The organism is Streptomyces sp. NPDC093149, assembly GCF_044754145.1.
Taxonomy (GTDB): Bacteria; Actinomycetota; Actinomycetes; order Streptomycetales; family Streptomycetaceae; genus Streptomyces.
On record NZ_JBIVON010000001.1, the window covers coordinates 39239 to 52899 of the forward strand.

General features: G+C 70.7%; 11 protein-coding genes. 3 read left to right on the forward strand and 8 right to left on the reverse strand.

The genetic code is table 11. The features are described from left to right. Window positions 1-162 precede the first annotated feature (162 nt). The 8 genes from pstS to mshD all read right to left on the reverse strand — a co-directional run bounded on the left by pstS (window position 163) and on the right by mshD (window position 8959). A complete protein-coding gene (gene pstS / locus ACIQCZ_RS00195; RefSeq protein ID WP_402278252.1) occupies window positions 163-1293 on the reverse strand; it encodes a phosphate ABC transporter substrate-binding protein PstS in 1131 nt (376 codons plus the stop codon). Between the two features lie 424 nt (window positions 1294-1717). Next, window positions 1718-2167, reverse strand: coding sequence for an NUDIX hydrolase (locus ACIQCZ_RS00200; protein ID WP_402278254.1), 450 nt, complete (start codon window positions 2165-2167; stop codon window positions 1718-1720). Beyond that, window positions 2164-3165 carry a CHAD domain-containing protein gene (locus tag ACIQCZ_RS00205; RefSeq protein ID WP_402278256.1) on the reverse strand — a complete coding sequence of 334 codons (1002 nt, stop codon included), beginning with the start codon at window positions 3163-3165 and terminating at the stop codon, window positions 2164-2166. The genes ACIQCZ_RS00200 and ACIQCZ_RS00205 overlap by 4 nt, the downstream gene beginning before the upstream one ends. Then, window positions 3152-5404, reverse strand: coding sequence for an RNA degradosome polyphosphate kinase (locus ACIQCZ_RS00210; protein WP_402278258.1), 2253 nt, complete (start codon window positions 5402-5404; stop codon window positions 3152-3154). Before ACIQCZ_RS00210 ends, ACIQCZ_RS00205 begins: the two co-directional genes overlap by 14 nt. Before the next feature lie 270 nt (window positions 5405-5674). Further along, the gene (locus ACIQCZ_RS00215) at window positions 5675-6646 is read right to left on the reverse strand and encodes a hypothetical protein (RefSeq protein ID WP_402278260.1); all 972 of its coding nucleotides are present in this window, start codon (window positions 6644-6646) and stop codon (window positions 5675-5677) included. Then, the gene (locus tag ACIQCZ_RS00220; protein WP_402278262.1) at window positions 6643-7539 is read right to left on the reverse strand and encodes an ABC transporter ATP-binding protein; all 897 of its coding nucleotides are present in this window, start codon (window positions 7537-7539) and stop codon (window positions 6643-6645) included. Before ACIQCZ_RS00220 ends, ACIQCZ_RS00215 begins: the two co-directional genes overlap by 4 nt. Next, window positions 7536-7946 (reverse strand): GntR family transcriptional regulator, encoded by a 411-nt coding sequence (locus ACIQCZ_RS00225; RefSeq protein ID WP_351081931.1) that lies wholly within the window; start codon window positions 7944-7946, stop codon window positions 7536-7538. Before ACIQCZ_RS00225 ends, ACIQCZ_RS00220 begins: the two co-directional genes overlap by 4 nt. 89 nt (window positions 7947-8035) lie before the next feature. Continuing rightward, window positions 8036-8959: a mycothiol synthase gene (gene mshD / locus ACIQCZ_RS00230; RefSeq protein ID WP_402278264.1), complete on the reverse strand. Its 924-nt coding sequence runs from the start codon at window positions 8957-8959 to the stop codon at window positions 8036-8038. 484 nt (window positions 8960-9443) lie between these two features. Between mshD and ACIQCZ_RS00235 the strand changes: the two genes are divergently transcribed. The 3 genes from ACIQCZ_RS00235 (at window position 9444) to ACIQCZ_RS00245 (ending at window position 13622) form a co-directional block, all read left to right on the forward strand. Then, window positions 9444-11279: a bifunctional metallophosphatase/5'-nucleotidase gene (locus ACIQCZ_RS00235; RefSeq protein ID WP_402278266.1), complete on the forward strand. Its 1836-nt coding sequence runs from the start codon at window positions 9444-9446 to the stop codon at window positions 11277-11279. A 259-nt stretch (window positions 11280-11538) separates the two neighbouring features. After that, window positions 11539-12342: a GntR family transcriptional regulator gene (locus tag ACIQCZ_RS00240; protein WP_402278268.1), complete on the forward strand. Its 804-nt coding sequence runs from the start codon at window positions 11539-11541 to the stop codon at window positions 12340-12342. A 5-nt stretch (window positions 12343-12347) separates the two neighbouring features. Then, window positions 12348-13622 (forward strand): MFS transporter, encoded by a 1275-nt coding sequence (locus ACIQCZ_RS00245; protein WP_402280144.1) that lies wholly within the window; start codon window positions 12348-12350, stop codon window positions 13620-13622. Window positions 13623-13661: the final 39 nt, after the last annotated feature.

The following is a 13661-nucleotide window of genomic DNA, read 5'->3' on the forward strand; positions in this document are numbered from 1 at the left end:
CTGTGTGGGGGAGCGGTGTGGCTCCCCTGGCGGCGGTGCACCGGATGGGTGGTGGCGGGCCGGTCCGGAGGGGTGCACCGGACCGGCCTGCGCTGTGTTGCTGACGTTGCTACTGGTGTTGCCGGCGTGCGTGAGGCTCTGTGCCTCGGTCGGGCGCCTCGGTTACGAGAGGGAGCCGATGGTCTCGCGGACCTTGGCGTTGATCTCGGCCGGGATCGGCGCGTAGCCCGCGTCGCCGAGGAGCTTCTGGCCCTCGTCACCGGCGGTGTAGTTCAGGAAGGACTTCACCGTGGGCAGGGTCTCGGCCTTGTTGCCCTTGTCACAGACGACCTCGTAGGTCACCAGGACGATCGGGTAGGCGCCGTCGGCCTTGGTGGTGTAGTCGAGGTCGAGCGCCAGGTCCTTGCCGGTGCCCTTGATCTTGGCGGCGGCGATGGCCTTGGAGGCGCTCTCCGAGGAGGCCTTGACCGGGGCGGCGGCACCGGTGGCGATGTCGACGGTGGGGATCGACTGCGAGGTGGCGTAGCTGAGCTCGAAGTAGCCGATCGAGCCGTCGACCTGCTTCACCTGGGCGGCGACACCGGAGGAGTTGACCGCGGACTGGCCACCGGGGGCCGGCCACTTCTTCTCGGCCTCGTACTTCCAGTCGCTCGGGGCGGCGGCACCCAGGTACTTGCCGAGGTTCTGCGTGGTGCCGGAGTCCTCGGAACGGTGGAAGGGCTGGATCGCCTTGTCCGGCAGCTTCGCGCCCTTGTTGAGCTTGGCGATCGCCGGGTCGTTCCACTTCTTGATCTTGGTGTCGAAGATCTTGGCGAGGGTGGGGGCGTCCAGCGTGAGGTTGTCGACGCCTTCCAGGTGGTAGCCGATGGCGATCGGGCCGCCGACCATCGGCAGGTTGATGCCCTGGCCGGTCTTGCAGATCTTCTTCGAGTCGGCGACCTCTTCGGGCTTCAGCGCCGAGTCGGAACCGGCGAAGCCGACCGTGCCCTGGTTGAAGGCGACGATGCCCTCACCGGAGGAGGACGACTTGTAGTTGATCTCGACGCCCGAGCAGCCGGCCATGTAGTTCTTCGCCCACAGGTCCATGGCGTTCTTCTGCGCGCTGGAGCCGGAGGCGAGCAGCTGGCCCTTGGCGCCGTCGCACTTGACGTTCGACGCGGCGCTCGTCTTGCCGCCGCTGGTGGATCCCTCGCTGTTGTTGTCCGAACCGCACGCCGTGAGGACCAGGGCGCCGGAGACGGCGAGGGCACCGAGCGCGGTGGCACGAAGCCGGTTCTTGCGCTGAAGCTTCACTTTCGGGTGTTCCTTCCAGGAGCCGCCGAGGTCTTTTCGTTCTACGACGGCGTGCGAGGTGGTGGGTGCTCCGGCGTTGCGCCGCGCACCGTGCACAGCCGAAGTTAGGCAGAACAGGTGAAGCCGCCTACGGGGGAGAGTGAACGGGAGGTGAACCGTGTCGGACGGTGCGGTTCTCCCGCGCCGGTGCGGGACGCGGGCCCTCTGCCGGTGAACGGGAGCCCCGTGATCGCCCCGTGGCCTCGACGGGCCCGGCTTTCCCGCCGAGGGATTCGGCCTCGCGCCCGGTGGCCTCGACGGCCCGGCTCGCCCCTCGATGCCCCGGCTCGCCCCTCGACGGGCCCGGCTCCCGCCGCGTCAGGTGATCGGCCCCGTCAGGTGATCGGCCCCGTCAGGTGATCGGCCGCGTCAGACGATCGCCCCGTCAGGCGCTCGGCAGGCCGGCGAGCAGGGCGTCCAGCACGTCCCGGTCGTGGGACCGGGTGAGCCGCGCGCGGGCCGTCGCCGGGGAGAGCCAGCTCACCCGGTCGACCTCGGCGTTCGGTACGAAGGCGCCGCCGGTCGCCTCGGCCGCCCAGTAGGCGACCTCTTTGGGACGCCCGTTCACGGTGTACCGGACGGTGGGCAACGGGGCGCCCGGCGCGCAGTGGTGGCCCGTCTCCTCCAGGACCTCGCGCACCGCGCCGTCCAGCGCGGACTCGCCGCGCTTCAGCTTGCCCTTGGGGTGCGACCAGTCGTCGTAACGGGGCCGGTGGACCAGGCAGACCTCCAGATCGCCGGAGTGTTCCGACCGGCGCCACAGCACACACCCCGCGGCGAGCACGGGTCCGGTCGCGGTGCGCCTGCCGCCGCGGTCATCCGCTGGTGAAGTCACGGTGCGACCACCGCTGCCGCCGTGTACGGCCAGCTCTCCCGGAACACACTGCGCGCCGCTTCCACCTCGTGCCGCTGATCGGCGTGGAGCACCCCCAGGGCGTACGCGGTGGCGGGCGCGATCCGGGGGGTGCGGGCCGCCGACGCCGCCGCGGCCGCCGCCTCCGCGGCGTCCCGGTGCAGGTCGAGCGCCTGCCCCGACGCGGCCAGGGCCGGATCGGGGGCACCCCGCATCACCTCGCGGGCGTACCGGTGCAGCCGCAGCAGCAGCCGGGTCCGGTGCCAGGGCGCGTCCTGTGCCTCGTTGTACGGCTCGACCGCCTTGTCCGAGGGGAGGGCGGCCACCGCGCCGAGCAGCTGTTGTTCGGCCCGGCCGGCGGGTCCGTGCAGCATCTCCTCGGCCGGCGCGGTGGCCGTCGTGGCGAGCGGGACCTCGGAGGCGAGCAGCGCGACGGCGTCGGCCACCGCGTGGAAGCGGGAGGAGCCGAGCGCCTGGAGGGCCGCGGAGTGGGCGCGGGTCCGGGCGAGGGTCAGCTGTCGTTCCAGCAGCGCACCGGCGCGGGCCGCGCCGACACCGAGGGCCGCGCGCTCCTTGCTGTCGGCGCCGGATCCGGAGCCGGTTCCCGTCCGGGCCGCGGGCAGCGAGGTGCCGGGCAGGGTGTGCAGCGCTTCGAGGAGCCGGTTCAGCCGGGTCGCGTAGGCGTGTTCCCGGGCCAGGGTGCCCGAGAGCCAGGCCAGTTCGGTGCGGAGCTGTTCGGCCCAGGCCGTGTCCAGTGCTGCCCGGAAGGTGTGCAGTGTGCCGCCGATCCGCCGGGACGAGCGGCGCAGCGCACCGGCGGCTTCCTCGGCGGCGTGGCTGCCGGCGTCCGTGGGGGCGCTGTTCTCGCGGTGCAGGCGCAGGCTGCGCAGGAATTCGGCGGCCTGTTCCTGCAGGTAGGGCGCGAGCACCGCCCCTGCCGTAAGGTCCGCCTGCGTCGTCTGGTGGTCATGGCGTCGCACGCCGGCGCCTCCGGGCGTCAATGAGCATTTCCTGTACGTGCCGCAGCGGCTGGCCGTCCGCGTCCGTGGCGTGCCGGGTCCAGTTGCCGTCGGAACCGAGGTGCCAGGACGAGGTGGTGTCGGCCATGCCGGTCTCCAGGAGACGGCTGAGGGCGGCGCGATGGGCGGGGTCGGTGACCCGGACCAGTGCTTCGATCCGGCGGTCGAGGTTGCGGTGCATCATGTCGGCGCTGCCGAGCCACACTTCGGGTTCGCCGCCGTTGCCGAAGGAGAAGACCCGGGAGTGTTCGAGGAAGCGGCCCAGTATCGAGCGGACCCGGATGTTCTCGGAGAGCCCGGGGACGCCGGGGCGGATCGCGCAGATGCCGCGCACCCAGATGTCCACCGGCACGCCCGCCATCGCGGCCCGGTAACAGGCGTCGATGATCGCCTCGTCGACCATCGAGTTGACCTTGATGCGGACGTAGGCGCTCCGCCCGGCCCGCTGGTGCGTGATCTCCTTGTTGATCCGGCCTATCAGCCCGTCGCGCAGGGACCTCGGGGCGACCAGGAGACGGCGGTAGGTCTCGCGGCGGGAGTAGCCGGAGAGCCGGTTGAAGAGGTCCGAGAGGTCCGCGCCGACCTGCGGGTCGGCGGTCAGCAGCCCGAGGTCCTCGTACAGCCTGGCGGTCTTGGGGTGGTAGTTGCCGGTGCCCACGTGCGAGTAGCGGCGCAGTGTGTCGCCCTCCTGGCGGACGACGAGCGAGAGCTTGCAGTGGGTCTTGAGACCGACGAGCCCGTAGACGACGTGGCAGCCGGACTCCTCCAGCTTGCGCGCCCACTTGATGTTGGCCTGCTCGTCGAAGCGGGCCTTGATCTCGACGAGCACGAGGACCTGCTTGCCGGACTCGGCGGCGTCGATGAGGGCGTCCACTATCGGTGAGTCGCCCGAAGTCCGGTACAGGGTCTGCTTGATGGCCAGCACGTCGGGGTCGCTCGCGGCCTGTTCCAGGAACGCCTGTACGGAGGTGGAGAACGAGTCGTACGGATGGTGCAGGAGCACGTCGCGTTCGCGCAGGGCGGCGAAGATGTCGGGCGCGGAGGCGGATTCGACCTCGGCGAGATCGCGGTGGGTGCCCGCGATGAATTTGGGGAACTTCAGCTCGGGCCGGTCCAGGGAGGCGATGCCGAAGAGCCCGGTGAGGTCGAGCGGACCGGGCAGCGGGTAGACCTCGGCGTCGGACACCTTCAGCTCGCGGACGAGCAGGTCCAGCACGTACGGGTCGATGGACTCCTCGACCTCCAGGCGGACCGGCGGGCCGAAGCGGCGCCGCATGAGTTCCTTCTCCAGGGCCTTCAGGAGGTTCTCGGCGTCGTCCTCCTCGACCTCCAGGTCCTCGTTCCTGGTGACCCGGAACATGTGGTGGGCGAGGACCTCCATGCCCGGGAAGAGCTCTTCGAGGTGGGCGGCGATGACGTCCTCTATGGGCACGTACCGCTGCGGCGACGCCTCCAGGAAGCGGGTCAGCAGCGGCGGCACCTTGACCCGGGCGAAGTGGCGGTGGCCGCTGACCGGGTTGCGTACGACGACGGCCAGGTTGAGCGAGAGGCCCGAGATGTACGGGAAGGGATGCGCCGGGTCGACGGCCAGCGGGGTCAGCACGGGGAAGACGCGCTGCCGGAAGAAGGTGAACAGGCGGGCCTGTTCCTTCTCGGTCAGCTCGGGCCAGCGGATCAGCTGTATGCCCTCGTCGGACAGGGCGGGGGCGACGTCCTGCTGGTAGCAGGCGGCGTGCCGGGCCATGAGTTCGCGCGAGCGGGTCCAGATCAGGTCGAGGACCTCGCGGGGCTGGAGGCCGGAGGCGGAGCGGGTGGCCACACCGGTGGCGATGCGGCGCTTCAGCCCGGCCACCCGGACCATGAAGAACTCGTCCAGGTTCGAGGCGAAGATGGCGAGGAAATTAGCCCGTTCGAGCAGGGGGGTCGCCGGGTCCTCGGCCAGTTCGAGTACGCGTTCGTTGAACGCCAGCCAACTGCGCTCCCGGTCCAGGAAACGGCCGTGGGGCAGCTCGTCGCCGTCGACATCGGGTTCGTACGCGTCGACGTCGGCGTCGATGTCGGGATCGAGGTCGGCCCGGGTGGACAGCGCTCCGTTGGACGCCGACGAAGCGACGGCATGCGGCCGGTGCGCGGCGAGCGTGCCCACCGACGGCTGCACGGTGGGCTTGACCGGGACCTCGGAGCTGGGCTGCTGGCTCATGCCCCCATTCTTCCGCGTCAGGGGCTTCGAGGGCGCGCCGGAGGGTGTGGAGATCGCGTTAAACGCACGGTTCGTGTGGTTCGCGCGGTCTCCGCCGGGATTTCTCCCATGGTGGGGGGTCGGCACAGCTGGCTGCATCCTGAGAGGGTCGCAAGCCCTTCTGAATGGCCGGTAACGGCGACATGACGTGCAGGAAGCGGTGTGCGGGTGCGCGGATGCGTCACAGGGGCCGTTCCGGGCCCGTGTGCGGGGCCCGGAACGGCGTTCGACTCAGGCGTGACGGCGGCGCAGCACCCGGAAGGAGAGCGCGACCGCGACGACGGCGAGGGCGAGCAGGATGCCGGTCTCGACGAGCTGGAGCGGCCAGAAGTGCGAGGCGGGGTGGTAGTCGAGGTAGCGCAGGGTGATGTTCTTGTCGGCCAGGCAGCTGTCGAGGTCGGCGGCGGTCCGGCAGACGTCGGCGGACAGCCGTTCCCCGCCGCTGGTGAGCCAGCCCTGCCCGGCGTCGGCGACCCCCTCCGGGAACCGGTGGCCGTCCTCCAGGCGGGATGTCGCCGTCAGTGTCGGCCACAGACCGTCGCGCACGGAGTTCAGGGCCATGACGAGTGCTCCGTATCCGATCACCGTCACGACCATCGCGGGGACGGTGCGCCGCAGCAGCAGCCCGGCGAGCGCACCGAGCGCCAGCATGAGGAGGGCGTAGCCGACGGGCACGGTGCCCATCGCGCCGTAGACCTCCCGTTCGTACCAGTCCCTCGGGTAGTGGGTCGTCTTCGCCCGCGACCAGGCCCAGGCGGAGACGGCGGACAGCACGGAGACCCCGGCCAGGGTCAGCACGGCGGGCACGGCGAGCTTCGCGGCGAGCCAGCGCGCGGGCGAGAGCGACTGGGACCAGGACAGCCTGTACGTGCCGCTCTCCAGCTCCCGTCCGATCAGCGGGCCTGCGACGAACATGCCGATGAACGCGGGCAGGAGGAACATCACCAGGTCCGCGTAGGCGACGGCGCGGCTGAGGCGGAGCTGGGAGTCGAGGAAGTGGCGGACGGTGTCGCCGCATCCCCGGACGGTGTTCTCCACCGAGCAGTCGGTGCCCGCGAAGGTGTCGGAGGCGGAGGCCGCCCACAGGGCGGTGGCGACCACGGCGGCGATCCCCGTGAGTGCGAGGCCGGCGACGATCCACAGGGTGAGGCGGTGCTGGCGTACGACGACCCGGGCCGGGCCGAACAGACCGATGGCGCTCATACGGCCGCCACCTCCTTGCCGGTCACGGCGCTCGGGGTGAGCAGGGCGGGAGCCTCCGGCGACCGCAGATGTGCGAGCAGCAGTTCCTCCAGCGAGGGTTCCGCGGTCTCCCAGACGCCGGTGTCCACCGGGCCCTCCATCCGTACGAGGGTGGTCTGCACACGCCCCGCGGTGCGGGACTCGACGACGGTGTGCGGTGCGGTGTCCCGTACCGGGCCGGTGAGCAGCGTGTGCGCGGCGAGCAGATCGTCCGTCTCGCCGCCGAGGCGGACCCGGCCGTTGTCGACGAGCAGGAGGTAGTCGCAGGCGCCCTCCAGCTCGGTGAGGATGTGCGAGGACATCACGATGGTGGTGGAGTGTTCGGCGGCCTCGGCCATCAGGGCGCCCATCAGCTGGTGGCGGGCGAGCGGGTCGAGGTCGGCCATCGGCTCGTCCAGCAGGAGCAGTTCGGGCCGCTTGCCGAGCGCGAGGGCCAGGGCGAGCCGGGTGCGCTGGCCGCCGGAGAGATGACGGACCCGGGCGCCGCGCGGAAGCTCCCCGGCGATGCGTTCGGCGGTGTCCTGGTCCCATGTCCCGGGGTTCAGTCCGGCTCCCGCCCAGAGGGTCTCGGCCACCGTCAACTGCGGGTAGAGCGGCTTGTCCTGGGCCACGAAGGCCGTCCGGGCCCGCGCCTCGCCCGGCGCCCCGTCCAGCACCCGTACCGTCCCCTCGGTGGGGCGCAGAAAACCGGCCACCAGGGCGAGCAGGGTGGACTTGCCCGCGCCGTTGGGGCCGACGAGGGCGCACACGCGCCCGGTGGGCAGCCGGAACGAGCAGTCGCGAAGCACCCAGCCCCCGCCCCTGCCCCGGTACTTCATGCCGAGGCCGACGGCCTCGATCGCAGCGCCTGTCATCCGGCCTGATCCCCCTCGTAGGTCTTGTCCAGTACGGCGGTGAAGAGCGCGCTCACGTCGTCCTTCTCCAGTCCGGCCGTGCGGGCCCGGCGGGCCCAGTCGGCGAGCTCGGCGCGCAGCGGCGCGTCGTCGGCGGCCGCCACGCCGCCGAGGGTCCGTGTGACGAAGGTGCCGAGCCCTCGCCGGCCCTCGACGAGGCCCTCGCGCTCCAGTTCCCGGTACGCCTTGAGCACGGTGTTCGGGTTGATGGCGGTGGCCTCGACGACCTCGCGCGCGGTGGGCAGCCGGTCGCCGGGCTCCAGCAGACCGAGGCGCAGGGCCTGCTTGGTCTGCTGGACGATCTGGAGGTACGTGGCGATACCGCTGCGCCGGTCGATGCGGTACTCGACCGCTGCGGACTCTGCCATGTTCACTCCTTTCACTAATGAAGTAGTGAAATGGTGATGCAAGGAAGGGGCGGCGTCAAGCGGCGCCGCCCCTTCTTTTTTGCCGCGGCTCAGGACTCCGTGCGGTACATCAGGTCCACCTCGTGCGTCGTAAAGCCCATCCGTTCGTAGACGGCCAGGGCCGCCTTGTTGTCCGCGTCGACGTAGAGCATCGCGGTCGGCAGCCCCTCGGCGGCCAGATGGTGCAGCCCGATCGCGGTGAGCGCCTTGCCGAGCCCGCCACCCTGCGCGTCGGGCCGGATGCCGACGACGTACACCTCGCCGAGGTGCTCCTCGGCGTGCACCTTCGTCCAGTGGAAGCCGATCAGCTCGCCGTCGCGCTCGGCCAGGAAGAACCCCTTCGGGTCGAACCAGGGCTCCGCCTTGCGGTCGTCCAGGTCGCGCTGGGTCAGTGAGCCCTGTTCGGGGTGGTGGGCGAACGCGGCCCGGTTCACCGCGAGCCAGGCGGCGTCGTCCTCGCCGGGCACGAAGGTGCGGATGGTGACACCGGGCGGCAGCACCGGCTCGGCGATGTCCAGCGGGCTCAACGGGCGGCGCAGCTGGCGCAGTTCGCGGAAGAGGGAGAGACCGAGGACCTGTGCGAGATGCCGGGCCGCGGACTTCCCGCCGTGCGCCCACACCCGCAGCCGCTTCCCGGTCACGGCGAGCAGCGCCGCGCCCAGCGCCCGCCCGTGTCCCTGTCCGCGGTACGCCGGATGCACGACCAGTTCGGCGGCGGGCGCCTCGACGGGGTCGGTGTCCTCCAGCTGCGCATACCCGACCAGGACCGTCCCGCTGGTCAGCAGCAGATGCCGCACGCCCTCACGCCGTCCGCCCCGCAGCTGCAGCCGGCCCTGCTCGGACACGGCCTGCCTGCCGTCGGACCGGGCCGCCTCGGCGAGCAGACCGGACACGGCGTCGGCCTGTTCGGGGGAGAGCGCGTCGAGCGTCTGGATCTCACGTCCGGGGGCGGGGAGAGGTACGTCAGTCGTCATGTGTACGAGCGTACGGGGACGGGGCGGGCGTCGGGCGGCTTGCGGGGGCGCGGGCTGCCGGACGGGCCCTGGACGGCGGGGGTCGGGCGCCGCGCGGGAGCTCCCGGGGGCTTCGGCGAACGGCGCCGACGAGGCGGGCACGAGGCGGGCGGACCACCGCGCCCGGGTGCCGGGCGGGAGCGGTGCCGACGCGCCGAGCCCGGTCGTCGGCCGGCTCGCTGCCGCGGGGGATCGGTCGCCAGGGCCGGATGCGGCGCCGCGCAGGGGGATGAGGTGGGACACGGCAGGCGCGGAGGGGTGCTTCTGCCCTTATATGTGCGCCATGCGGGCGATAAGCGGAAGTTGGCCCCGGTTCCGACCGCATGGCAACCAGTTCGTAACCCCGTACACCTGTCGCGCTACGCGCGTTGACCCTAGGCTGCGGCACGAAGTCTCCAGACTCGCCATCACCCTCACATCTCACGCTGAACTCACAAGGGGACCGATGTCAGCGACACCGCAGAAGAACCGCGCGACCCGGCGGGTGCTCGCCGCCGCGGCCGGGCTCGCCACCGTCGGCGCGCTCGTCGCCGCGATGCCGGCCGGGGCCCAGGAAAAATCCCAGGGCAACGGGCAGCACAAGCCGGCCAACACCGTCGACGTACAGCTGCTGTCCTTCAACGACCTGCACGGGAACCTGGAGCCGCCGGCCGGCTCGGCGGGCACCGTCAACGAGACGCAGGCCGACGGTACGACCAAGGCGATCCCGGCCGGTGGCGTCGAGTACCTCGCGTCCTCGCTCCGTACCGCGCGCAAGGGACACCCGTACTCGATCACCGCGGCCGGCGGTGACATGGTGGGCGCGAGCCCGCTGCTGTCCGGTCTCTTCCACGACGAGCCGACCATCGAGGCGCTCAACAAGATCGACCTCGATGTGACGACCGTCGGCAACCACGAGTTCGACGAGGGCGCCACCGAACTGGCCCGCCTCCAGAACGGCGGCTGCCACCCGGTCGAGGGCTGCTACGAGCAGGGCAAGAAGTTCAAGGGTGCGGACTTCCCGTACCTCGCCGCCAACGTGACGAACGAGAAGACCGGCAAGCCGATCCTCAAGCCGTACACGGTGTGGAAGAAGAACGGCGTCAAGATCGGCTTCATCGGGGTGACCCTGGAGGGCACGCCGAACATCGTCACGGCCAACGGCGTCAAGGGCCTGAAGTTCCACGACGAGATCGAGACGATCAACAAGTACGCCAAGGAGCTGGACCGTCAGGGCGTCAAGTCCATCGTCGCGCTGATCCACGAGGGCGGTCAGCCGGCCTCCACCTCGTACAACTACGACTGCGACAGCTCCGGCGCCGGTGACGGCATCTCCGGGCCGATCGTCGACATCGCCAAGGGCATCACGCCCAAGGTCGACGCGCTGGTCACCGGCCACACCCACCAGGCATACGTCTGCACGATCCCGGACCCGGCGGGCAACCCGCGCATGGTCACCTCGGCATCGTCGTTCGGCAAGCTCTACACCGACACGACCCTCACCTACGACCGCCGCACCCACGACATCGTGCGTACGTCGGTGAAGTCGGCCAGTGCCTCGAACCCGAAGTCGGTCAACCACATCGTCAGCCGGGACCAGCCCAAGGCCAACGACATGACGGCCCTGATCGCCCGCTGGAACGCCCTCGCGGCGCCCATCGCGAACAAGCCGCAGGGCTACATCACCGCCGACATCAACGGCCGCGGCTCCACGGCCCCCGAGAAGCCGCTCGGCAACCTGATCGCGGACGCCCAGCTGGAGGGCCTGGCCCCGGCGGACAAGGGCGGGGCGGTCGTCGCCTTCATGAACCCGGGCGGTATCCGCGCGGACCTGGTCTACAAGGCGACCGGCAGTGAGGGCGACGGGGTGGTGACGTACGGCGAGTCCTTCACCGTGCAGCCGTTCACCAACATGATGAACGTCGTCGACCTGACCGGCGCCCAGCTGGTCACCGCACTCCAGCAGCAGGTCAGCGGCTCCAACGAGGCCAGCCCGAAGATCCTTCAGGTGTCCAGGGGCCTCACCTACACCCTGGACATGACGAAGACGGGCGCGGCCCGCGTGGTCACCGACACCATCAAGCTGAACGGTGAGGCGATCGACCCCGCGAAGACCTACCGCGTCGCCATGAACGAGTTCCTGGCGGGCGGCGGCGACGGCTTCGCGGCACTCGGCCAGGGCACCAACAAGCTGGTCGGCCCCTCCGACCTGGATGTCTTCAACGCCTACCTGGCGGCCCACTCGACGGCCGCCGCGCCGCTGGCCCCGCCGGCGACGGACCGGATCACGGTCATCCAGTAACTCCCGTACGCGGGTGAGTGGGGCGGTGGGCCGGCGGGCCCACCGCCCCACTGCGTTCTCCGGTGGCCTGGCCGGACGGAGTCACATGGCGCTCCTCGTCGCGGTCCACCAGAAAGGGCCCCGCCCGTGCTGCCGCCCGTCGAGCGCCCTCGCGCACCGAACGTGTTTCTGCTCCAGTAGCTTCCGCCCGGTGCAGTAGCTTGCCGACTCGGCCTGGAATCACCAGCTGCCGCGCAGCAGAGCAACCGGAGGGTCGCACATGCCCCGAGAGGCGCAGTACCTCGCAGTCGCCGACTCGCTGCGTGCACGGATTCTCGCGGGAGAGTGGGGAATCGGGGAGCGCCTGCCGTCCCGGGCGCGGCTCGCCGAGGAGTACGGGGTCGGGCGCAACGTCACGCAGAGGGCCGTCGACGGTTTGATCGTCATGGGCCTCCTCGAAGGACGCGCGGGCTCGGGCACCTACGTCCGCACGCCGCGCGAGCGCCTTCGGATGGTCCGCTCGCGGCACCGCGAACGCCGGGGCGGCCCCCGCTTCCTCGCCGGCATGGAGGAGCGGGGCAGGGCCGGCGCCTGGGATGCGCACAGCCGGGCGCGGGTCCCCGCCCCCGAGGCGATCGCCGAGAGGCTGGCCATCGGTCCCGGGGACCTCTGCGTCAACACGCACTACGAATTCCTCGCCGACGGGCAGCCCGTCCAGCTCTCCGAATCCTGGGAGCCGATGGCCATCACGGGCGGAACGCCGATCGTGCTGCCCGAGACGGGCCCCCTCGCGGGAAAGGGGGTGGTCGCGCGCATGCGGCTCATCGGCGTGGACATCGAGACCGTGGTCGAACTCCCGCGCCCGGCGCGTGCCACCCGAGTACAGGCGAACCTGTTGGGGATCGGCGTCGGGGACCTGGTGCTCCAGATCGAGCGGACCATCTACGACACCGGGGGACGTCCGGTGGAAACCGCCGACATGGTCATTCCGGACGTGCGCCGGGAAGTGGCCTACGAGTTCGGAGTCGACCGGCCGCAGCCCGTCGAAGCCGGCGCAGTGACCTCTCAAGCCGGCGGCAGGTGACCCGCATGTCGATGTCCCCCCGGCTCGGACTCCTGCGCGATGCGGACTTCGGGCGCCTGTCCGCTGCCACTGCGCTCGGTCAACTGGGCGACCGCATCATCTTTCTGGCACTGCCCCTGGTCGCCATCGTGGCCTTGGACGCCGACGAGTTCCAGGTCGGAGTGCTGACCGCGACGACCACGGCAGGCTCGCTCCTGGTCGGGCTGCCGGCGGGCGCATGGGTGGACCGCATGCGCAAGCGATCGGTGATGATCAGCACGGATCTCGCGAGGGCGGTGACCCTCGCGACGATACCGGTGGCGTGGTGGTCGGACGTTCTGACGATCTGGTGGCTCTACGCCGTCGCGTTGGCTCACGGCGTGCTGACGGTCTTCTTCGACGTCGCGTACGTCAGCTATCTGCCGCACCTGGTGGGGCGCGGCAATCTTGTCGAAGGGAACTCGAAACTCTCGGCGATACGCTCGGTGACCAGTATCGGTGGACCAGGGATGGCGGGGCCGCTGATCGGCTGGCTCGGAGCCCCTGCGACGCTTCTGGTGAGTTCGGCCGGGATGGCGATGTCGGGTCTGCTCGCGACCGGTATCCGCAAACGCGAGCAGAAACCGGAGCGGAGCGAGCACCCTCGGCTGCTTCGGGACATCAAAGAGGGATTGGCATTCGTTCTCAAGCATCCCGCCCTGCGCGCGATCATTCTGGGGGATGCGATGTTCAACCTCTTCCTGGTCATGTACCAGACCATGTTGCTGGTCTTTCTGAAGAGGGAGATGGACCTCGGTTCCTTCGGTATCGGCCTCATTCTGTCGGGAATGGGCTGTGGAGCCCTGCTGGGCGCGCTGTCGGCGACCCGGGTCTCGAAGCGGGTCGGGCAGGGTCCGGTCATCTGGCTCGCACCACTTCTCACCTGTCCGCCGACCGTTCTGATGCCGATGGCGCATCCGGGGTGGGGCGTGTACGTGGCCGCGCTCGGACTCGCTTCCCTCTCCCTGGGCGGGGTGATCCGCTTTGTGGCCCAGTCCAGCTTCCAGCAGACCCTCACACCGGATCGCCTTCTGGGCCGCACGAGCGCGACGGCCCGGTTCGTGTCCTGGGGCGGCATTCCGCTCGGCGGGTTCCTGGGGGGAGTCTCGGGCTCGGTGTTCGGAGCCCGGACCACGTTGTGGATCGGGGCCGTCGGCATGACGTCGAGCATCCTCCCGTACGTCCTGTCACCGCTTCGAGGCATGCGCGAATCGCCCGGCGAAGAGGATCCCGGGCCCGCGCGCCGGGGCTTGCCGGGGTGACGCCATGAAGGCGCACTTCGGGCGGACGCCGTGACGCGG

Bases quoted from the DNA above. Each gene is read 5' to 3' on its own strand.
- ACIQCZ_RS00210 (WP_402278258.1), bottom strand. From the start codon at position 5,404: ATGAGCCAGCAGCCCAGCTCCGAGGTCCCGGTCAAGCCCACCGTGCAG.
- ACIQCZ_RS00245 (WP_402280144.1), top strand. From the start codon at position 12,348: ATGTCGATGTCCCCCCGGCTCGGACTCCTGCGCGATGCGGACTTCGGG.
- mshD (WP_402278264.1), bottom strand. From the start codon at position 8,959: ATGACGACTGACGTACCTCTCCCCGCCCCCGGACGTGAGATCCAGACG.
- ACIQCZ_RS00225 (WP_351081931.1), bottom strand. From the start codon at position 7,946: ATGGCAGAGTCCGCAGCGGTCGAGTACCGCATCGACCGGCGCAGCGGT.
- ACIQCZ_RS00240 (WP_402278268.1), top strand. From the start codon at position 11,539: ATGCCCCGAGAGGCGCAGTACCTCGCAGTCGCCGACTCGCTGCGTGCA.
- ACIQCZ_RS00235 (WP_402278266.1), top strand. From the start codon at position 9,444: ATGTCAGCGACACCGCAGAAGAACCGCGCGACCCGGCGGGTGCTCGCC.
- ACIQCZ_RS00220 (WP_402278262.1), bottom strand. From the start codon at position 7,539: ATGACAGGCGCTGCGATCGAGGCCGTCGGCCTCGGCATGAAGTACCGG.
- ACIQCZ_RS00215 (WP_402278260.1), bottom strand. From the start codon at position 6,646: ATGAGCGCCATCGGTCTGTTCGGCCCGGCCCGGGTCGTCGTACGCCAG.